This window comes from Salinibacterium sp. VpJ6, assembly GCF_059767345.1.
Genome location: NZ_JBSOQL010000001.1, coordinates 1,582,722 through 1,601,212, shown reverse-complemented (window position 1 = coordinate 1,601,212; position 18,491 = coordinate 1,582,722). Strand labels below are relative to the sequence as shown.

Annotated in this window: 18 protein-coding genes; 12 read left to right on the top strand and 6 right to left on the bottom strand. The window is 59.0% G+C overall.

Going from position 1 to position 18,491, the window contains the following annotated elements; genetic code table 11:
* Nucleotides 1-4: 4 nt before the first annotated feature.
* From yidC to ACWTV1_RS07865, 5 genes are all read left to right on the top strand, one after another.
* On the top strand, nt 5-982 hold the full coding sequence (gene yidC / locus ACWTV1_RS07885; protein WP_498504809.1) for a membrane protein insertase YidC: 978 nt from the start codon (nt 5-7) through the stop codon (nt 980-982).
* The gene (locus tag ACWTV1_RS07880; RefSeq protein ID WP_498504808.1) at nt 979-1,509 is read left to right on the top strand and encodes a Jag family protein; all 531 of its coding nucleotides are present in this window, start codon (nt 979-981) and stop codon (nt 1,507-1,509) included. Before yidC ends, ACWTV1_RS07880 begins: the two co-directional genes overlap by 4 nt.
* 14 nt (nt 1,510-1,523) lie before the next feature.
* Nucleotides 1,524-2,159: a 16S rRNA (guanine(527)-N(7))-methyltransferase RsmG gene (gene rsmG, locus ACWTV1_RS07875; RefSeq protein WP_498504807.1), complete on the top strand. Its 636-nt coding sequence runs from the start codon at nt 1,524-1,526 to the stop codon at nt 2,157-2,159.
* A 66-nt stretch (nt 2,160-2,225) separates the two neighbouring features.
* The gene (locus ACWTV1_RS07870) at nt 2,226-3,143 is read left to right on the top strand and encodes a ParA family protein (protein ID WP_498504806.1); all 918 of its coding nucleotides are present in this window, start codon (nt 2,226-2,228) and stop codon (nt 3,141-3,143) included.
* Nucleotides 3,143-4,093: a ParB/RepB/Spo0J family partition protein gene (locus ACWTV1_RS07865; RefSeq protein WP_498504805.1), complete on the top strand. Its 951-nt coding sequence runs from the start codon at nt 3,143-3,145 to the stop codon at nt 4,091-4,093. Before ACWTV1_RS07870 ends, ACWTV1_RS07865 begins: the two co-directional genes overlap by 1 nt.
* A gap of 792 nt (nt 4,094-4,885) precedes the next feature.
* Here ACWTV1_RS07865 and ACWTV1_RS07860 read toward each other — a convergent pair.
* A complete protein-coding gene (locus ACWTV1_RS07860; protein ID WP_498504804.1) occupies nt 4,886-5,836 on the bottom strand; it encodes a D-alanine--D-alanine ligase family protein in 951 nt (316 codons plus the stop codon).
* A gap of 7 nt (nt 5,837-5,843) precedes the next feature.
* Complete coding sequence (locus ACWTV1_RS07855; RefSeq protein WP_100387789.1) at nt 5,844-7,148, bottom strand: aminotransferase-like domain-containing protein; 1,305 nt, start codon at nt 7,146-7,148, stop codon at nt 5,844-5,846.
* Between the two features lie 234 nt (nt 7,149-7,382).
* On the opposite strand from ACWTV1_RS07855, the gene ACWTV1_RS07850 reads away from it, so the two are divergent.
* Nucleotides 7,383-8,327: an oxidoreductase gene (locus tag ACWTV1_RS07850; protein ID WP_498504803.1), complete on the top strand. Its 945-nt coding sequence runs from the start codon at nt 7,383-7,385 to the stop codon at nt 8,325-8,327.
* 33 nt (nt 8,328-8,360) lie between these two features.
* Here the strand turns inward: ACWTV1_RS07850 and trxA are convergent, their stop codons facing one another.
* From trxA to ACWTV1_RS07830, 4 genes are all read right to left on the bottom strand, one after another.
* Nucleotides 8,361-8,687: a thioredoxin gene (gene trxA, locus ACWTV1_RS07845; protein ID WP_100387791.1), complete on the bottom strand. Its 327-nt coding sequence runs from the start codon at nt 8,685-8,687 to the stop codon at nt 8,361-8,363.
* 27 nt (nt 8,688-8,714) lie between these two features.
* Nucleotides 8,715-9,701 carry a thioredoxin-disulfide reductase gene (gene trxB / locus ACWTV1_RS07840; RefSeq protein WP_100387792.1) on the bottom strand — a complete coding sequence of 329 codons (987 nt, stop codon included), beginning with the start codon at nt 9,699-9,701 and terminating at the stop codon, nt 8,715-8,717.
* Between the two features lie 193 nt (nt 9,702-9,894).
* Nucleotides 9,895-11,589, bottom strand: a complete 1,695-nt coding sequence (gene murJ / locus ACWTV1_RS07835) for a murein biosynthesis integral membrane protein MurJ (RefSeq protein WP_498504802.1) — start codon at nt 11,587-11,589, stop codon at nt 9,895-9,897.
* Nucleotides 11,582-13,258, bottom strand: a complete 1,677-nt coding sequence (locus tag ACWTV1_RS07830) for a DUF6049 family protein (RefSeq protein ID WP_498504801.1) — start codon at nt 13,256-13,258, stop codon at nt 11,582-11,584. Before ACWTV1_RS07830 ends, murJ begins: the two co-directional genes overlap by 8 nt.
* A 124-nt stretch (nt 13,259-13,382) precedes the next feature.
* On the opposite strand from ACWTV1_RS07830, the gene ACWTV1_RS07825 reads away from it, so the two are divergent.
* The 6 genes from ACWTV1_RS07825 (at nt 13,383) to dnaB (ending at nt 18,470) form a co-directional block, all read left to right on the top strand.
* Nucleotides 13,383-14,810: a CCA tRNA nucleotidyltransferase gene (locus ACWTV1_RS07825; RefSeq protein WP_498504800.1), complete on the top strand. Its 1,428-nt coding sequence runs from the start codon at nt 13,383-13,385 to the stop codon at nt 14,808-14,810.
* Between the two features lie 169 nt (nt 14,811-14,979).
* Nucleotides 14,980-15,402 carry a 30S ribosomal protein S6 gene (gene rpsF, locus ACWTV1_RS07820; RefSeq protein WP_498505048.1) on the top strand — a complete coding sequence of 141 codons (423 nt, stop codon included), beginning with the start codon at nt 14,980-14,982 and terminating at the stop codon, nt 15,400-15,402.
* A 2-nt stretch (nt 15,403-15,404) separates the two neighbouring features.
* Entirely contained in the window at nt 15,405-15,914 is a 510-nt protein-coding gene (locus ACWTV1_RS07815; protein ID WP_100387797.1) for a single-stranded DNA-binding protein, read from the top strand.
* Nucleotides 15,915-15,956: 42 nt separating this feature from the next.
* A complete protein-coding gene (gene rpsR / locus ACWTV1_RS07810; RefSeq protein ID WP_009773575.1) occupies nt 15,957-16,220 on the top strand; it encodes a 30S ribosomal protein S18 in 264 nt (87 codons plus the stop codon).
* A 12-nt stretch (nt 16,221-16,232) separates the two neighbouring features.
* The gene (rplI, locus tag ACWTV1_RS07805) at nt 16,233-16,685 is read left to right on the top strand and encodes a 50S ribosomal protein L9 (RefSeq protein ID WP_100387798.1); all 453 of its coding nucleotides are present in this window, start codon (nt 16,233-16,235) and stop codon (nt 16,683-16,685) included.
* Nucleotides 16,686-17,081: 396 nt separating this feature from the next.
* Complete coding sequence (gene dnaB, locus ACWTV1_RS07800; protein ID WP_100387799.1) at nt 17,082-18,470, top strand: replicative DNA helicase; 1,389 nt, start codon at nt 17,082-17,084, stop codon at nt 18,468-18,470.
* The last annotated feature ends 21 nt before the right edge of the window (nt 18,471-18,491 follow it).

Genomic DNA, 18,491 nt, shown 5'->3' with positions numbered 1-18,491 from the left:
CTTCATGGATCTTTTTGCTTTCTTTGGCAATCTGCTTTGGCCGATCAAGTGGGTAATCGAGGCAATCCTCGTCGCCTTTCACGAAATCCTCACCTTCTTGGGTATGGATGCGGATGCTGGCCTGACCTGGGTTCTTTCGATCGTCGGCCTCGTCCTCGTTGTGCGTGCAGCATTGATTCCAGTCTTCGTGCGCCAGATCAAGAGCCAGCGTCGCATGATGGAAGTCGCGCCTCAGCTCAAGAAGATTCAGGACAAGTACAAGGGCAAGAAAGATCAGTTCTCTCGTGAGGCAATGTCTCGCGAAACTATGGCAATGTACAAGAACGCGGGTACCAACCCGTTTAGTTCCTGCCTTCCTCTTCTTCTGCAGATGCCGATCTTCTTCGGTCTCTTCTCAGTACTGCGCAACGCACAGCTTGAGGGAAATGCCCCGGGTGTTGGACTCCTCAACGCCGAGCTCTCAGAATCCTTCGGTACCTCGTCGCTGTTTGACATCGCTCCCCTGCACCTCGCGATCAGCACGGCAGAGGGCAACGTAGCGGTCATCATTACTGCGGTCATCATGGTCATCCTGATGACTGGATCGCAGTTCATCACGCAACTTCAGATCATGTCGAAGAACCAGTCGGCAGAGATGAAGGCTAGCCCCATGTACCGCCAGCAGCGGATCATGTTGTACCTACTCCCCCTCGTCTTCGCCTTCTCGGGATTCACATTCCCACTTGGCGTGATGTTCTACTGGCTGGTGTCGAACTTCTGGACCATGGGTCAGCAATTCCTCGTTATTCGCAACATGCCCACCCCTGGCAGTGAAGCAGCACTCGCTCGAGAAGCGCGCCTTGCTAAGCGCAACCAGCGCAAGGGCATCGTTGAAGAAACTCCCGATGCCGGCACGATCGTGATCGAAGAACCTAAGAACCCGCAGCGGGAACAACCCGTTAGCAAAAACCGTGCGAAGAAGAAGCAGGGAAAGAAGAAATGACGAACGTTTCTGACACCGAGACCACCGCTGTCGAGTCCGCTCCCGTGGACGATCGCGAAGACCGTACTACCGCGCAACTCGAAGAAGAGGGCGATATTGCGGCTGACTACATCGAGGAGCTGCTCGATATTGCAGACCTCGATGGCGACATCGAGATTGATGCGCGGGCCGGTCGCTCCTATGTATCGGTAACGTCGAGCGAAGACACTAACCTTCGTCTGCTTTCCAAGCCTGACACTGTCACAGCACTTCAGGAGCTCACCCGAATTGCGGTTCAAAACAAGACCGGCGCGTTCTCGCGTCTCATTTTGGACATCGGGGGCTCGCGTGAGGCTCGTGCTGTGGAACTCTCGAAGCTTGTCGATGCGGCAGTTGCGCGCATCGAAGCGGGATCTGATTCCGCCGCACTCCCCCCGATGTCGTCGTACGAGCGCAAGCTCGTTCACGATGTTGTGGCTGAGCGCGGTTTCGTCTCGCAGTCCAGCGGTGAAGGCCGCGACCGTCACACCGTCATTACTCGTTCATAGTTTCACGTGAAACATTGACCGACGGAGTAGTGCTCCAACAAGAGCCTGAGATTGCGGCTGAGCTATTTGGCTCGCGTATTGATCTAGCGCGCGCGTACACCGAGAGCTTGGCTCTTCGAGGTGAAGAGCTTGGTCTTATCGGTCCCCTAGAGGTTCCCCGTTTGTGGTCGCGTCATATTGTGAATTGCGTGCTTGTCGCTCCCCTGCTTCGACCGGGGCTCGTCGGTGACATTGGCAGTGGCGCGGGTCTTCCTGGTCTAGTTCTAGCAATCGCTCGCCCTGATGTGAACTTCGTTCTTATCGAACCCATGGAACGCCGGGTTGACTGGCTCAATGCTGAAGTTGATCGCCTCGGGTTGTCGAATGTCGTTGTCGACCGCTCTCGTTCACAGGATGCTCCTTACGCTGAAGCTCTCACGCAGATCACTGCGCGTGCTGTCACTGCGCTTTCTAAGTTGATCCCCTCCACAGAGCACCTCCTTGCCCCCGGCGGTGAGATGGTGTTCATGAAGGGTGCGCGCATTGACGAAGAGATAGAGGCTGCCGCGAAGGTCATTCGCAAGGCCCGCCTCAAGGATGTGGAGTCTCTCGTTCTAGGTGAAGGCATCACGCCGGAGATCACAAGGGTCTTTCGGGCTAGAGTGGACTAATTCGGCAGTCACTATTGCCGCTACCAGTCTTCCCCGTTTTTACAGCAGTCTGAGAGAAAGTTTCACGTGAAACATCCCGAAAGCGAAGTCAACGAACAAGGTAAGTCGTTCGATGAAACCACGCCGCTTGCGCGGGAGATTGCGGATCTCACTCGTCGTCGACAGGCTGTTGCATCAGCCTCCCTACCCCTCCCCTCCTCGCCACGAGTTTTCACGGTAGCGAACCAAAAGGGTGGGGTTGGAAAGACCACATCCACGGTTAACTTGGCTGCTGCTCTGGCCCGCACAGGTGCCCGCGTTCTTGTGATCGATCTTGATCCTCAGGGAAATGCGTCCACTGCCGTGGGTGTTGAGCACCGTTCGGAGACATCAAGCGTCTACGACGTCATGATCAACGACGTGCCGATGGCAGATGTCATACAGAAGAGTCCTGAATTCGACGCGCTGTACTGTGTGCCGGCTACGATCCATCTGGCTGGTGCCGAGATCGAGCTCGTTTCTCTCGTTGCCCGCGAACAACGGCTTCGCTCAGCGCTCGATACGTTCCTTTCGGAGACTCCCGAGCCGTTCCATTACGTCTTCATCGACTGTCCGCCGTCACTGGGCCTTCTCACCATCAACGCTTTCGTCGCGGCTCAAGAAGTTCTCATTCCAATTCAGTGCGAGTACTACGCGCTTGAGGGTCTGAGTCAGCTTCTCAACAACATCAAACTGATCGAGCGTCATCTGAACCCGCGACTGCGAGTGTCCACGATCTTAATGACCATGTACGACTCTCGCACCAATCTTGCTAATCAGGTGGTCGATGATGTGCGTGCTCACTTCCCCAAGCAGGTGCTGACTACTCTCATCCCCCGCTCGGTTCGGATTTCTGAGGCACCTAGCTACGGCCAGAGTGTGATCAGCTACGACCAGAACTCCCCTGGATCGCTTTCCTATCTTGAAGCGGCAGCGGAGATCGCACATCGAGGAGCACCCAAATAATGGCAGCACCAAAACGAACTGGTTTGGGTCGGGGAATTGGCGCGCTGATTCCTTCCGCGGATGAGAACCAAGAGCGTCCTGTCGACGTATTCTTTCCCGGCGGCGAGATCGCTCCCGAGCGACTGCGCTCCGTTCCGGGTGCGCGCCTCGCGAGCCTGTCCCCTCTCGACATCGTTCCCAACTCGCGTCAACCGCGTAGTGAGTTCCGTCAGGAAGAGCTAGAGGAACTAATTGTCTCGATCCGCGAGATTGGTGTTCTTCAGCCGATCGTGGTTCGCCCTCTTATCGGTGCGGTCGAAGGTGGGCCGCAATACGAACTGATCATGGGTGAACGTCGCCTTCGCGCGACCAAGCACCTCGGGCTTGCAAGCATTCCGGCTGTCATCAAGAGTACTGCTGATGAAGACATGCTTCGCGACGCTCTTCTCGAGAACCTCCACCGCGCTAACCTTAATCCGTTGGAAGAAGCATCCGCCTACCAGCAGCTTCTCGCCGATTTTGGGATCACCCAGGAACAGCTTGCGGAGCGAATTGGCCGTTCTCGCCCGCAAATTACGAACACAATGCGTCTTCTGCGCCTTCCAGAAAGCGTTCAGCGCCGAGTAGCGGCTGGAGTTCTCACCGCAGGACACGCTCGAGCGCTCCTATCGCTTCCTGACAGCGCCGGAATGGAGCGTTTGGCGGAGAAAATCGTCAATGAAGAGCTCTCCGTGCGCGCAGCGGAAGCCGCAGCAGGATCGCTTTCAACCAAGCCTCCGCGCGTTAAGCCGTCTCGCGGCAAGAAGCAGGGCCATCTCGATGAGATTGCTGAGCGCTTAGGCGACCGACTGAACACCCGGGTGAAAGTAACCCTCGGAGCCAGTAAGGGCCAGGTCGTCATCGACTTCGCTACCGTGGCTGACCTCAACCGCATCCTCGAGGAACTGGGCGACACGGGTTTCAGCTCTTAGAGAGCATTCAGGACCACTCCCCCGCGGGAGCCCGTTAGCTAAGTGCACTGCTGTCCAGTATGGCGGTGAGCCGTGGGGCGAGGAATGCGTGCGGTCGCCGGATTGTGATCGCAGCGAACCTTAGCGCCAGCACGAGGAACAGTGAACGAACGGTTTACGCGCGACTCAAAGCCTCGCTCGCTGTATCGGTAGACGGGTCTCGTCGTGGCAGTCACGTTGATCGCCCCGTCCATGTGTGTCGTGGGTTTTCGTTGACGTGGATGTCACTGAGAAAACTGCGGCTGACTCCCCGGGCTCAGCGGTTGGCACCGCTTGTATTTGCACTGGTAGACGGCAGGTGGCAGCCGGCACTTTCACTGGCAGCTGGGTGCGACCGATCGTGGTTGGTTGTGTGAAATGACGAGCATGCGCCTGTCTGCAACCGAGGTTCGCGCCGAGCATGTTTCACGTGAAACTTCGCTAGTCGCTAGTCGCTAGTCGCTAGTCGCTAGTCGCTAGTCGCTAGTCGCTAGTCGCTAGTCGCTAGTCGCTAGTCGCTAGTCGCTAGTCGCGAGACGCTAGTCGCGAGACGCGGCGCACTGAAGTCGACGTGGCCGAGTGTGTGCAGGGTGTGCACTACCTGTGGATAACCGGGCCTCACCCCAGCTATGTTCCACGTGAAACATGGCATCTACCGCTGTGGATAGGCCTGTGTATAACAGCGCGCTAGCATGCGGACGAGTCTTGAACGAGGAGCGCCGTTGGAAGCCAACTCTGCAATGCTGCTTGCTCCGTGGGGCTTGCTGAGGTGCTCTAGTTCTCCATTGCGATGTCGGCGAGGGCGGCATAAACCCAGCCGAGATCGTGGCCCGCGGCCACCAAAGCCTGCGGCAGAATCGAAGTTTCGGTGAGGCCGGGCAGCACGTTTGCCTCGAGGAACCAGGGCGTTCCGGCGCGATCCACGATGAGGTCTACGCGCGACAAGTGACGAAGTCCGAGAGCGGAATGTGCTGCGAGTGCTGCTTCAGCGGCGCGATCCGCGTGCTCCTGCGATATGCGAGCCGGGGTGTAAAAGCGTGTCTGACCAGCGTTATACCGAGCCTCGAAAGTGTAGGCCCCTTCGACCGGATCGATCTCCACGGCGGGAAGCGCGACTGGACCCATGCCGCTGTCGAGGATGCCGATAGCGATCTCGACTCCGGTAATGCGTTGTTCGATGAGAGCTACGTCGCAATAGTTGTAAGCGTTGACCATGGCGCTCGGAAGATCGGCACGGTCCGTCACGATGGAAACGCCCTGCGCTGATCCACCCTGCGCTGGCTTCACAACCAACTCCCCCGACAATTCATCGGCAAGCTCGTCCAAGATGCTGTGAGCACCCAGTTCGCGGAAGGAATCGCGAGACAAAGCGATCGACAGTGGGGTGCGAACTCCAACACGAGATACAAGCGACTTGGCGGTGGGCTTATCCCATGCCAAACGCGCTGCGTCCGCTCGCGATCCCACGTAGGGAATGCCGATCAGGTCGAGGAGTCCGCGCAGGGCGCCGTCTTCTCCACTTGCGCCGTGGAGTGCAGGCCAGACAACGTCCGGCTTAGCCTCACGCAGATAGGGCAGCAACGACGCATCCGGGTCTCGGAGTTCGACGATCTTGCCCTGAGCGTGGAGGCCATCAGCGACACGGCGACCGGAACGCAGCGAAACGTCCCGTTCATGCGAGATTCCGCCAGCTAGAACGAGTACGCGGGTGGGTGAATCGTTCATGATGTTCCTAGCTGAGGTTGGCTGGAGGGTTGATCATCGATGGCGCAGGGGGCGACACCGTCAAAGGAGCTGTCTGCGAGAAGGTGTTGAGAAGCTCGAGTTCACCGTTGATCACAGTAGAAAGCCGGCGAATGCCCTCGCGAATGAAATCGGGGGTCGGATAGCAGAACGACAGACGCATATTGCTGCGCCCATTTCCATCCGCGTAGAAGGCGGTGCCAGGGGTGTAGGCCACTAGTTCCTTCACGGCACGAGGCAACATCGCCTTGGAATCAAGGTTGTCGGGCAGCGTGACCCAGATGTAGAACCCACCGTTAGGCACTGTCCACTCAAGATCGGGGAGGTAATCGCCGAGGGCGCCCAACATGGCGTCACGACGTTCGCGGTAGACCCCGCGGAAGGTATCGATCTGACCCTTCCAGTCGGCGACGCTCATGTACTCGCTAATGATGTTCTGGGTGAACGAACTCGGGGACAACACTGCAGCCTCATTCGCCAAAATGAGTTTCTCTCTAATTGCGTGGGGCGCGAGGACCCAGCCCACGCGGAAGCCCGGGGCGAGAGTCTTGGAGAACGTGCCGAGGTAGATGACGCCATCTTCTTCGACGGAACGCATCGCGTGGGGCGGAGGACCATCGAAATAGAGGAGTCCATAAGGGTTATCTTCGAGAACGAGGATGCCGTTTTCGCGCGCGATCTCGAGCACTTCGAGCCGACGTTGCCAGCTCAGGGTGACACCGGCAGGGTTGCTAAAGGTGGGCACCGTATACAGGAACTTGATCGTCTTACCCGCGGCACGTACCGAGGCGATGTGAGCGCGGAGTGAATCGGGAACAAGCCCGAATTCATCCATCTCGACGTGGGTGATCTCAGCCTGGAACGACTTGAAGACAACCATGGCGGTGACGTAGCTCGGCCCCTCGGCGATTACGACGTCACCGGGGTTGATGAAAAGCTTTGTGACGAGCTCAAGAGCGTGCTGAGAGCCCGTAGTGACAACGACATCATCGACGCTGGCACGGATGCCCTCGAGTGCCATCACGTCGAGGATCTGCTCACGTAGCGCCGGGAGACCCTGCCCTGAGCCGTACTGGAGAGCGGCCGGCCCACGATCGCGCATGACGCGGTCGATTGACTCTGTGACGAGGTCCTGGGGCAGCGCTGAGACGTACGGCATGCCGCCAGCAAGCGACACAACTTCGGGCCGTGAGGCCACGGCAAACAACGCTCGTACTTCAGAGGCGGCGAGTCCTGAGGCGCGATCGGCGTAGTGGTCGAACCACTGGTCGAGGTTGTTTGGCTGTGTTGTCATGGGTAGTCCCGTTCGGTTGACTTTAAACAATAGGCGTTCGAGGGTTCTGACCCGAAACTGAGCCTTCATTTCGAAGTGCGCGCGCACAATCTACGGCGGCCGCGGCTCCGAATCACCTTCGCAGCACCATCCACGGAATTCGTTGACGAGCTCCGCGGTTCTACAGTGAGCAGAGCGGCAAATTGTCTACGCCCTCCCCTGTCTCGCTCCTCTATATCCCTACGAAAGTTGACGATGAACGCTCGCACCAACTGGACCGAAGCCGACCTCGGAGATCTCTCTGGAAAAGTTGCGATTGTGACGGGTGCCAACTCGGGGCTGGGGCTAGAAACGAGTCGTGCGCTGCTCAAAGCCGGCGCCCATGTAGTGATGACTATGCGCAGCGAGGCTAAGGCTCAATCGACTGTTGCCACGTTGCAGGCGGGCCTGGGCGACGTCTCACTCGAGACCATGCTTCTCGATCTTGCAGACTTGGAATCAGTGCGACGTTTTAGCGAGATGTTTCACGGGAAACATTCCCGTCTCGACCTGCTGATCAACAACGCCGGAATCATGATGACGGATGCCCAGCTCACGATCGATGGCTTCGAATCGCAGCTCGGCACCAACCATCTCGGGCACTTCGCTCTCACAGGGCACCTGCTCGACCTCATCCGAGCCACCCCCGGTGCACGTGTGGTGAGTCTCTCGAGCGTTGCCCACCGCTGGGGATTCATGGAGTTCGGGAACCTGATGTTTCAGAACGGCTCCTACACTCCCCGTGCTGCGTACGGCCGTTCTAAACTCGCCAATCTGCTCTTCGCCTACGAGCTGCAGCGCATGTTCGGGGCAGCCGGTGTCGACGCGATTTCGGTAGCCGCGCATCCGGGAACTGCCGGAACCGGGCTCGCCGACCACTTGTTCAACCGCTGGTATCTGCGCCCGCTTAAGCCGTTGGTATTTCTGGGGATCCAGACCCCCAAGCAGGGCGCTCGCCCGTCGCTGCGGGCTGCGACAGACCCGCAGGCGAACGGCGGCGACTACTTCGGCCCTGGCGGCCGCAAGGAATACCGCGGCGCCCCTGTACTGGTCGAGTCGAACGCGGCCTCGCATTCTGAGGTCGACGCCCGCAAACTCTGGGTCGAATCCGAACGCTTGACCGGCGTTAACTACGAAAGCCTCCGTACACCCACCGAATAGTGGATGCCGGAGGCTCTCGGCAGAGACGAAGCTTTACGCCAGAAACTCTGCGAGGTCTGCTTCAATCGCGGGCTTCGGCTTGGCGCCGATAACGGTCTTGACGACCTCGCCACCCTTGAAGACCTTCATCGCGGGGATGGAGGTGATCTGGTACTTCATCGCCATCTGCGGGTTGTCGTCAACGTTCAGCTTGACGATCTTGATCTTGTCGGAGTTTTCCGCAGCGATCTGATCGAGGATGGGGCCAACCTGGCGACAGGGACCACACCACTCAGCCCAGAAGTCGACCATGATGGTCTCCCCTGAGTTGATGACGATCTCTTCGAAGTTAGCGTCGGTTACATCTGTTGCTGAAGACATGTTGTGTTCCTTTGTTCGGTGAAACGATTAGACGGTGGCGGCGACGGGCGCTGCGGGTTCTGGGGGCTGTACTGCGCTGGCGACGAGTTCGCGCGGCAGCGATGCGAGGTAGTGCTCCGCATCGAGCGCAGCAACGGTGCCGGAACCGGCGGCTGTGACTGCTTGACGGTAGGTCGGGTCGATGACGTCGCCGGCTGCGAAAACTCCGGTGATGTTGGTGCGAGAGGAACGACCATCCACGGCCACTGTTCCGTCAGCGTTGATGTCGAGCTGACCGTGCACGAGGTGCGTGCGGGGGTCGGCGCCGATAGCAATGAAAAGACCGCTGACATCGAGGTGAGAAGTGGAACCATCAACGGTGTCCGTGAGGTCGATACCGTCCACGAGGTCGGAACCGGTAATGCCGGTTACAGCCTTGTTCCAGACGAATTCGATCTTAGGATCGCTGAAGGCGCGCTCCTGCATGGCCTTGGAGGCACGCAGCTCATCCTTGCGGTGAACAACGTAAACCTTCTCGGCAAACTTGGTGAGGAAGGTTGCTTCCTCCATGGCCGAGTCTCCCCCGCCGACAACCGCAATCGTCTTCTGGCGGAAGAAGAAGCCGTCGCACGTGGCGCACCATGACACTCCATAGCCGCTGAGGCGCTCTTCGTCAGCAAGGCCGAGCTTGCGGTAGGCAGAACCGGTCGCGAACACCACAGCGAGTGCTTCGTGGACGTCGCCGTTGCCGAGGGTGACCTTCTTGACCTGGCCTTCGAGCTGGAGGTCGGTCACGTCGTCGAGAACGATCTCGGCGCCGAAGCGTTCGGCCTGCTTCTGCATTTCGAGCATGAGGTCAGGGCCCTGGATGCCGTTGGCGAATCCGGGGTAGTTCTCGATCTCGGTGGTCTTCATGAGCTCACCACCGGCCTCGACTGAACTAGCAATCACCAGCGGCGCGAGGTTTGCGCGCGCCGCATAGATCGCAGCGGTGTAGCCGGCCGGGCCGGATCCGATGATGATGAGTTGGCGCACTTTTCGTGTCTCCTTGGGATTGTGATTACCCGGTTCAACACATCCTAGCTACGGAGTATTCCGAGCGGCTGTGGCGTGCGGGCTAGCTACAGAATGTTCGTAGCCGAGGCTCTTTTAGTTCGCTTTCGTTCGCTAGGAGGCTGCGTGACGCGAAGCGGAGCGGAGGCGTTTGCGGGCCCGTCTGCGCGTCCGTTTAGCGACGAGTGAGTCGCGACATGATCGGGCGCACGAAGGCAAAGAACTCATCGTTCTTGGTGAGAGCGAGTACCGCTGCGTATACAGCGAGCATTGCTGTACCCGTAATGGCGATGGAAGCGAAGCCGCCTGCGAAGCCGGAGACGACGAATGAGCCCTCACCGAATCCGCCCAGCAGCATCAGGATGCCGTAGCCGACTCCGGCGGCCGGAATCATGGCTGCGGCAAACCACAGAATGCGACGCAGCAGAGGAAGCAGTTCGAAGCCAGGTACGCGTTTGCGAATCACGAAGAGAGCCACCGTGGTCTGGATCGTTCCGGAAATCGTGATCGCGGTCGCGAGCCCCATCGCAATGCGCTCCACGGGGAGTGTGGAGACGAACAGGGCACCACAAATGTAGAGAACCACTTGGAAGCTCTGTAAGAAGAAGGGAGTGCGGGTGTCTTCGAAGGAGTAGAACACGCGCTGCAGCACGTACATCATGCTGAATGGCACGAGTCCGACGAGGTAGATCATGAGCACGCCAGAGAGCGAGACGACCTGATCGTGATCGTTGCCGAAGAGGGCGCTGAACGGGAAGGCAATAACGATCAGACCGATTGCGGCAAACACGAGCAACATGAGGATGGAGCGAAGTGCTCCTGAGACGTCGGACCGCATCGCAACGAGGTCTTGATCTCTCGCATGCCCGCTCATCCGCGTGAAGTAAGCCATGCCGATTGAGACGGCGATGACCGAATGCGGGAGCATGAAAATGAGCCACGCAGTACTCATGGCAAACACTGAAGCGTTGTCAGACGCTGAGGCCAGTGACGCAACATTTGTTTCCACGACGGCGCCGACCTGGGTGACCAAGATCATGCCGAAGGTCCACGCTGCCGCCTTGCCTGCGTTGCCGAGGCCCACGCCTCGCCACTGGAACTCGGGGCGGTAGCGCAGGCCGGCGCGGTGCCAGAAGTACCCCAGCAGGGTGGCCTGTACAACGATGCCGAGCGTGGCACTGCCGGCGAGCAGCGCAATCATGTCGGGGGTCCACTCGGTCGAGGCGAGACCGTCGGCACTGCCAAAGATGAATTGGAAGATGACCAGGCCGGTGACCATGACCACGTTGTTGGCGACAGGAGCCCAGGTAAATGGCCCGAACTTGCCACGGGCGTTCAGTACCTCACCGAGAAGCGAATACAACGCGTAAAAGAGGATCTGAGGCAGGCACCAATAGGCAAACGCCGTGGCGAGGGCCATTTCTTCAGCGCCAAAGGTCTCGCTGCTTTGGGTGTAGAGGTCGACCAACAGCGGAGCGCTGAAAGTTGCTGCGATAGTCACTGCGACGAAAATGACAATGCCGAGAGTTACGAGACGGTTGATAAATTTTTGGCCGCCATCTTTGTGGATGGCCGCGCGAACGATCTGCGGCACGATAACCGCGCTCAACATGCCCCCCGCAACGATCGCGTAGACGCTCTTGGGCAACTGGTTGGCAATGCCGTAAGCGTCTGCACCCGTACCTGTGATGCCCAGTGTGCGGGCAAGCAGCAGTGCGCTTAGAAACCCCAGAATTCGCGACACGAAAGTTCCCGAGGCAAGCAGAGCGCTCGCCCGACCGATCGTCGATGGCTTCTGATCGGGTAGCCCCACCGAGGCGGAGGGCACGCCTGGTTCTGGCTCGGCTTCGGGACCGGGCTGATTAGTCATCTTCTGGCTTTCTGCGGCGAACGATGCTGCGAACAAGGCCGACAGCAAAGATCACGACGACTATCGCGGCGAACGAGAGCACAATGGGTGTCTCCCAACCGGCTTGCACGTTGATCTCACTGACCGTGGTCGACCCGATGGTTGTGCCGTTGCTGCTAGTCAGGCTGATCTCGACATCCACGACACCGTTGGAGAGCGATTGAACCGGGATCTCACCTTTGGCTTGGGAGTTCGCTTCGATGCGGAGTTCTACAAGCTCATCTCCCACCGCGAGGAGTCCGGTGCGGGGATCAACCGTGATGTAGACGGTGACAGCTTGGTTGAGGTCGTTGCTCACGGATACAGGCAGGTAGCCGTTGTCAGCGACGAGCAGGAAGTTGCTGGCCTCCACTACGGTAACGGCGTTGCGAATGTCACGGGAGTCGACCAGAAAGCGGTTCACTTGAGTGAGCCAGTCAGAAGGGTCCTCCGTGGGCATGGTGCCCAAGACATCCAGCAGAGCGAGGCGACGTTCGGCTGCGAGTGAGTCGGGGTCTTCGGCGACAGAGAAGAAGGAGCGTTCGGCTCGGGCCGCATTGAACAAGCGAGTCACATCCCCGATACGTGCTTCCGACTGCGGCATGTCCGCGATCGTGGCTGCCGTTGGCGTTCCGCTGGCCAACTCCGTCAGCGAGATGATCGTGATGGAAGGGCTTGCCGTGAGGGTGGCGAGTGCCGCGTCGAGCCGCGCAGAACTCACTTCGAGCGAGTGATCGATGGCGATGAGAACGGACGCCGTTCCCGCCGTTTGAGCCGCACCAGCATCCAGTACAGCTTGACTGAGGGCAGTGTCTGCGGCGGTGACATCGCGGTCGAGAGTGGAACCGAGGGCGTTGTCCATTGCCGCGGATGCGGTGGCGTCGGAAATGAGCGCCGTGACACCGTCGATGGTGGTTACAGCACCAGCGCCTGTTTTTCGTGAAACATTCGTAGACGACAACACGATGGTGCTGAAGCCACTTTCAGTGAAGGCAGTGAGGTCGCTTGCGATGACAGTGTCTGTGCGGGGGCGAAGGAAACCATCGATCGCGTAGTCCCAGTCGAGAAGCTGTTCGGTCGTGGGGTAACCGGTAATCGTGGTTACGGCGTCATCCAAGGGATCAGCAGTGGCGGTCGGAGCAGGCTCAGCGGCATCCGTTTCAGCCTCGGCGAAATTTGCTTCATCGAGCGCAAAGTCGAAGGAAATGGGGTCGGGAGTTGACTCGAGACCACTCTGAGTAGCGAGCGTGACATCCGCATGCGCATAGGGCAGCGGAACGACGTCGTTGCTGATGAGCGAGAGGCGCTCCAACCAAGAACGAGCTGACTCAGGAGCACTCGTACCCAGGACGCGAATGGAGGCCAGAATCATCGGATCAATAGCGATCGCAACGGGCTTACCGGCTACGGCATCCAATTGACGAGTGAGTAAACCAAGGGGCTCGGTGTACTCGGCGAGGGTTTGCGCATCGAGGATGCCGCCATTGCCCGCGGGCACCGTCATCGGAGCCATGACGGCGACGTTGGTCTCCGCGGATGCCGTAGTAACCGCCGCAACGTCGCTGACGGCGGGTGCGGCACTGGCTCCGCTCACGGCGAGCGTGAGCCCGAGACCGAGCGCGATGGCGGCGCTAAAGACTCTTATAGGCAAGGGGAAACCCCGTACTCTCGCTCGGCCAGCATAGTGTGAGTTTATTCGTCCTTGCCTGAGTGGTGGGTGCTTTGATGTTAACCGAGCAAACTTCACCCGCTGTCCGTGCAAAACTAGTCGCACCATGGAGAGTGTTGCCCACGCGATTAAGAGTCTCGACAAGCTTGCCGACTCTAAGCCAGTAGCCACCCTAGCGGCGCGATTCGCTGCTGAGGGGTTCGAACTCGCGCTTGTGGGCGGACCGGTTCGGGACGCGTTCTTGGGCCGTAAGGTCACCGACCTTGATTTCGCCACGAACGCTAACCCGGACGACATCATGCGGTTGGTAAAGCCGATCTCGGATGCCCAGTGGGACATCGGGCGGGATTTCGGCACCATCGCCGCGCGTATTGATGGCGAGACCGTGGAGATCACGACGTATCGTGCGGATAGCTACGACGGCGAAAGCCGCAAGCCGGTCGTTGCGTTCGGCGACTCGCTTGAGAAAGATCTTGAGCGCCGCGACTTCAGCGTCAACGCAATGGCATTGCGCCTGCCGGAACGTGTTCTCGTCGACCCCTGGGGAGGAGTAGAGCACCTTCTTACTAAAACGATCACCACACCGGGCTCCCCCGAGGTGTCATTCGGCGATGACCCGCTGCGAATGATGCGGGCTGCACGTTTCACATCGCAGCTGGGTTTCACGGCTGACCCCGCGACGGTGGCGGCGATGACGGAACTGGCTCCGCGCCTCAGCATCGTGAGTGTTGAGCGCGTGAGCGATGAGTTGACGAAGCTTTTGAAGACGGATGACCCGGTTCCGGGCATCCGCCTCATGGTGGAGACGGGGCTCGCCGAGCAGGTTCTGCCCGAGATTCCTGCCCTGAAGCTTGAAGTGGATGAGCACGCTCACCATAAGGACGTCTACGAGCACTCCCTGACGGTCTTGCGTCAGGCGATCGATCTCGAGAAGAGTCGGCCAGGCATTGAGGGCCCCGACCTCATCCTGCGCATCGCGGCGCTGCTGCACGACATTGGCAAGCCATCCACGCGCAAGATCGAACGCGGTGGAGTGGTGACCTTCCACCACCACGATGTTGTGGGCGCCAAGCTCGCGACCAAGCGACTGCGGGCTCTGCGCTTCGACAAGGAGACCATTAACTCTGTTGCGCGCCTGGTGGAGCTTCACTTGCGCTTCTTCGGCTACACCGAGGGTGCGTGGACTGACTCGGCCGTACGTCGCTATGTTCGGGATGCCGGCGATCAGCTCGAGCGCCTGCACATCATTACCCGGGCGGATGTCACTACGCGCAACGTACGCAAGGCCGATCGGTTGGCCTTTGCCTACGACGACCTCGAAGACCGCATCGCTGCCATCGCCGAGGCCGAAGGTATCGCGGCCGTACGCCCGGACCTCGATGGCGAAGAGATCATGGCGATCTTGGACCTCAAGCCGAGTCGTGAGGTAGGAGAGGCCTACAAGTTCTTGCTCGACCTGCGCCTCGACGAAGGCCCGCTGGGCGCCGACGAAGCCGAAAGACGGCTACTGATGTGGTGGGCTGAGCGCTCCTGAGCCTCGCTTTAATCTCCACCTTGAGTATTGCCCCGCGTAGCAACTACACTAGGCAGGTTGTCTGACTGCTTTCGTGTGGTCGGATGAACGTCAACACCCTCCTGTTACAGACCGTCTGTAACCGTTTAAGTCCGAAGGAGGTGGGTTTGTGACGCATCAGTACGAACTCATGGTTATCCTCGATCCAGAGATCGACGAACGTACCGTGGCTCCCAGTCTCGACAAGTTCCTCAATGTCATCCGCAATGACGGTGGCACCATCGATAACATCGATATTTGGGGTCGCCGTCGTTTGGCCTACGAGATCAACAAGAAGACCGAAGGCATCTACGCCGTCGTCAACTTCACCGCAGAGAGCAAGTCGACAGACGAGCTCGACCGCCAACTCTCACTCAGCGAAGCTGTCATGCGCACCAAGGTGCTGCGTGCAGAAGCTGGGTTCGCTCAGGTAGCTGCTGCCAAGAAGGTTGCTGAAGAGAAGGCTGCTCGCAAGGCTGCTGCTCCGGCAAAGACTCCTGCTGCAGACGCTAAGGCTTCTGAAGCTCCTGCTGCTCCCGCTGCTGACGCCAAGGCTGAAGCGGAAGCTAAGTAACCGTGGCCGGCGAAACAGTCATTACGGTCGTGGGAAACCTCACGGCAGATCCCGAACTGCGTTACACGCAGGGTGGACTTGCCGTAGCTAACTTCACCATTGCCTCTACGCCGCGCACCTTCGATCGAGCATCCAACGAGTGGAAAGACGGAGAAGCACTATTCCTCCGCGCTTCCTGCTGGCGTGAATTCGCCGAGCACGTTGCCAGCTCACTGACTAAGGGAACCCGCGTTGTTGCGCAGGGTCGCCTTCGTCAGCGTTCCTACGAAACCAAAGAGGGCGAAAAGCGTACGAGCATGGAACTGGAGATCGACGAGATCGGTCCCAGCCTCCGCTACGCAACGACGCAGATCACCCGCGCCCCCCGTGACAGCTCAGCTCCTCGTGGAGTTCAGCAGAACAACGGCGGCGGCCAGTCAAACGAAGAGCCGTGGGCAGCTAGCGCTCCTGCAGCATCCTCGGGCGACGTGTGGAACACCCCTGGCAACTACTCCGACGAGACGCCTTTCTAGGCCCTCGGCGCTCAGTCTTAAATACAGAAAGAAGTAACACTCATGGCAGGAAAGAGCAGCGGCGACCGCCGCAAGCCCATCCGCAAAGGCAAGGACGGCAAGAACGCCGCACCCGCCAAGTCGATCCGCGTAGGCGTCATCGACTACAAGGATGTCGCAACGCTTCGTAAGTTCATCTCCGAGCGTGGAAAGATCCGCGCCCGTCGTATCACCGGTGTTTCCGTTCAGGAGCAGCGTCTCATCGCCACGGCCGTCAAGAACGCCCGTGAGATGGCATTGCTGCCCTACGCCGGCGCAGGCCGTTAAGGAGCCACCGACATGTCAAAGCTCATCCTCACTCACGAAGTGACCGGTCTCGGCGCGCCTGGCGACGTTGTAGACGTAAAGAACGGCTTCGCTCGTAACTACCTCATTCCCCAGGGCTTCGCCGTGGCGTGGACTCGCGGTGGCGAAAAGCAGGTTGAATCCATCAAGGCAGCACGCGCATCGCGCGAGCACGCCACTCTCGAAGAAGCGCAGGACCTCAAGGCTCGCCTCCAGGCGACCAAGGTCAAGCTCACCGTGACCGCTGGTCAGGGTGGACGTCTGTTCGGTTCGGTCAAGCCCGCACACGTAGCAGATGCTGTTGCCGCTGCAGGACTTGGCGACATCGACAAGCGCAAGATCGAGATCACCTCGGCAATCAAGATTGTTGGAGATCACGAAGCTACGATCCGTCTGCGTGACGACATCGTTGCGACGATCACCCTTCAGGTGGTTGCTAGCAAGTAACTGTTTCAGAACAAGGACGACGGGCCGTTTGGCTCGTCGTCCTTGTGCTTTAAGGGCCGTTGTCAAGGGTTTTGTACACAGGATTGTGAAAAATGCGGAACCCTCAAGCGCGACTTTAGGTATGTTTCTACACACCGTGTGTGAAAAGTAAAAGTGCTGGTCAGGCGATTATTTCGGTCATTACCCACTGTTGTTTTCACAGGAGTTTCCACAGCTTGTTCACACGGTCCCCGGCGTTTCGCCGGAGTTGTGCACAACGTTATCCACAGCCCCAGTTGTGGGTAGTCGATTCTGGTTCGTAAGGTGAAGCAGCCTTGAAGCGGGACTCGCTCTGAAGCTAGCCCGAGTGTCGGGGGTTGCCCGTATAACTAGGGCTGCCCCACTAGGAGGAAAACTATGTCGATTGCGCATCTAGGCCTTGCTGGCGACGATCGCCAATCCGGCGAATCTCGCGGCGGCTCACGAGGAGACCGCGTTCCTCCCCACGACCTCCTCGCTGAACAGAGTGCTATCGGTGGAATGCTCCTGAGCAAGGATGCCGTAGCCGACGTCATCGAAACCGTGCGCGGTGTGGACTTCTATGTCCCCAAGCACGAAACGATCTTCAACGCGGTACTCACCCTCTACTCGCACGGTGAACCGACGGATGTCATTGCTGTCACCGACGAACTCACCAAAACAGGTGAACTCTCTCGCGCGGGTGGAGTCGAGTACCTCCACACGCTGACAGGACTTGTTCCTACCGCGGCCAACGCCGGCTTCTACGCGACCATCGTTACGGAGAAAGCTGTACTGCGTCGCCTTGTCGAGGCAGGTACCCGCATCGTTCAGATGGGGTACGCCAGCGAAGGTGAAGTTCTCGACCTCGTCAACAACGCCCAAGCCGAGATCTACTCGGTGACCGGCGGCGTCGAAACCGAAGACTACGTTCCCCTCACGATGGCCGTCGAAAGCGCCATCGACGAGATCGAGGCAGCGCGCGGCCGCGACGGGCAGATGATCGGTGTTCCCACCGGCTTCGCTGAGCTCGATGAACTCACCAACGGACTACACCCCGGTCAGCTGATCATTTTGGCCGCGCGACCAGCTATTGGTAAGTCGACTCTTGGTTTGGACTTTGCTCGCGCAGCATCCATCCACAATGACCTGCCCTCGATCGTGTTCTCGCTCGAAATGGGTCGAAGCGAAATCGCTATGCGTTTGTTGTCGGCAGAAGCCAGTGTTCCTCTGCAGCACATGCGTAAGGGCTCGGTGCATGCGAACGACTGGACCACGATCGCTCAGACCCGTGGTCGCATCAACGATGCACCGCTCTATATCGACGACAGCCCCAACATGACCCTGGTTGAGATTCGCGCCAAGTGCCGTCGACTCAAGCAAAAAGTTGGCCTGCGCATGGTCATCATCGACTACCTGCAGCTCATGACGAGCGGTAAGAAAGTTGAATCGCGTCAGCAAGAGGTTAGTGAGTTCTCGCGTGCTCTCAAGCTTCTCGCCAAGGAGCTCGAAGTTCCCGTTATTGCTATCTCTCAGCTGAACCGTGGTCCTGAGCAGCGAGCCGACAAGAAGCCTGCGCTCTCCGACCTTCGTGAATCAGGATCGCTCGAGCAAGACGCCGACATGGTGATCCTGCTGCACCGTGAGAGCGCCTACGAAGCAGATAGCCCTCGCGCCGGTGAAGCTGACCTAATCATTGCCAAGCACCGTAACGGACCGACCCGCACCGTCACCGTGGGCTTCCACGGTCACTTCTCGCGCTTCGTCGACCTTCCGCCCGGCTCCTAAGCACCAGGGCAAGAGATCGTT

What these genes read in the sequence shown, in the direction of transcription:
- yidC (WP_498504809.1), top strand. Translation starts at nt 5, where the DNA reads ATGGATCTTTTTGCTTTCTTTGGCAATCTGCTTTGGCCGATCAAGTGG.
- ACWTV1_RS07880 (WP_498504808.1), top strand. Translation starts at nt 979, where the DNA reads ATGACGAACGTTTCTGACACCGAGACCACCGCTGTCGAGTCCGCTCCC.
- ACWTV1_RS07865 (WP_498504805.1), top strand. Translation starts at nt 3,143, where the DNA reads ATGGCAGCACCAAAACGAACTGGTTTGGGTCGGGGAATTGGCGCGCTG.
- ACWTV1_RS07860 (WP_498504804.1), bottom strand. Translation starts at nt 5,836, where the DNA reads ATGAACGATTCACCCACCCGCGTACTCGTTCTAGCTGGCGGAATCTCG.
- ACWTV1_RS07855 (WP_100387789.1), bottom strand. Translation starts at nt 7,148, where the DNA reads ATGACAACACAGCCAAACAACCTCGACCAGTGGTTCGACCACTACGCC.
- ACWTV1_RS07850 (WP_498504803.1), top strand. Translation starts at nt 7,383, where the DNA reads ATGAACGCTCGCACCAACTGGACCGAAGCCGACCTCGGAGATCTCTCT.
- trxA (WP_100387791.1), bottom strand. Translation starts at nt 8,687, where the DNA reads ATGTCTTCAGCAACAGATGTAACCGACGCTAACTTCGAAGAGATCGTC.
- murJ (WP_498504802.1), bottom strand. Translation starts at nt 11,589, where the DNA reads ATGACTAATCAGCCCGGTCCCGAAGCCGAGCCAGAACCAGGCGTGCCC.
- ACWTV1_RS07825 (WP_498504800.1), top strand. Translation starts at nt 13,383, where the DNA reads ATGGAGAGTGTTGCCCACGCGATTAAGAGTCTCGACAAGCTTGCCGAC.
- rpsF (WP_498505048.1), top strand. Translation starts at nt 14,980, where the DNA reads ATGGTTATCCTCGATCCAGAGATCGACGAACGTACCGTGGCTCCCAGT.
- rpsR (WP_009773575.1), top strand. Translation starts at nt 15,957, where the DNA reads ATGGCAGGAAAGAGCAGCGGCGACCGCCGCAAGCCCATCCGCAAAGGC.
- rplI (WP_100387798.1), top strand. Translation starts at nt 16,233, where the DNA reads ATGTCAAAGCTCATCCTCACTCACGAAGTGACCGGTCTCGGCGCGCCT.
- dnaB (WP_100387799.1), top strand. Translation starts at nt 17,082, where the DNA reads ATGTCGATTGCGCATCTAGGCCTTGCTGGCGACGATCGCCAATCCGGC.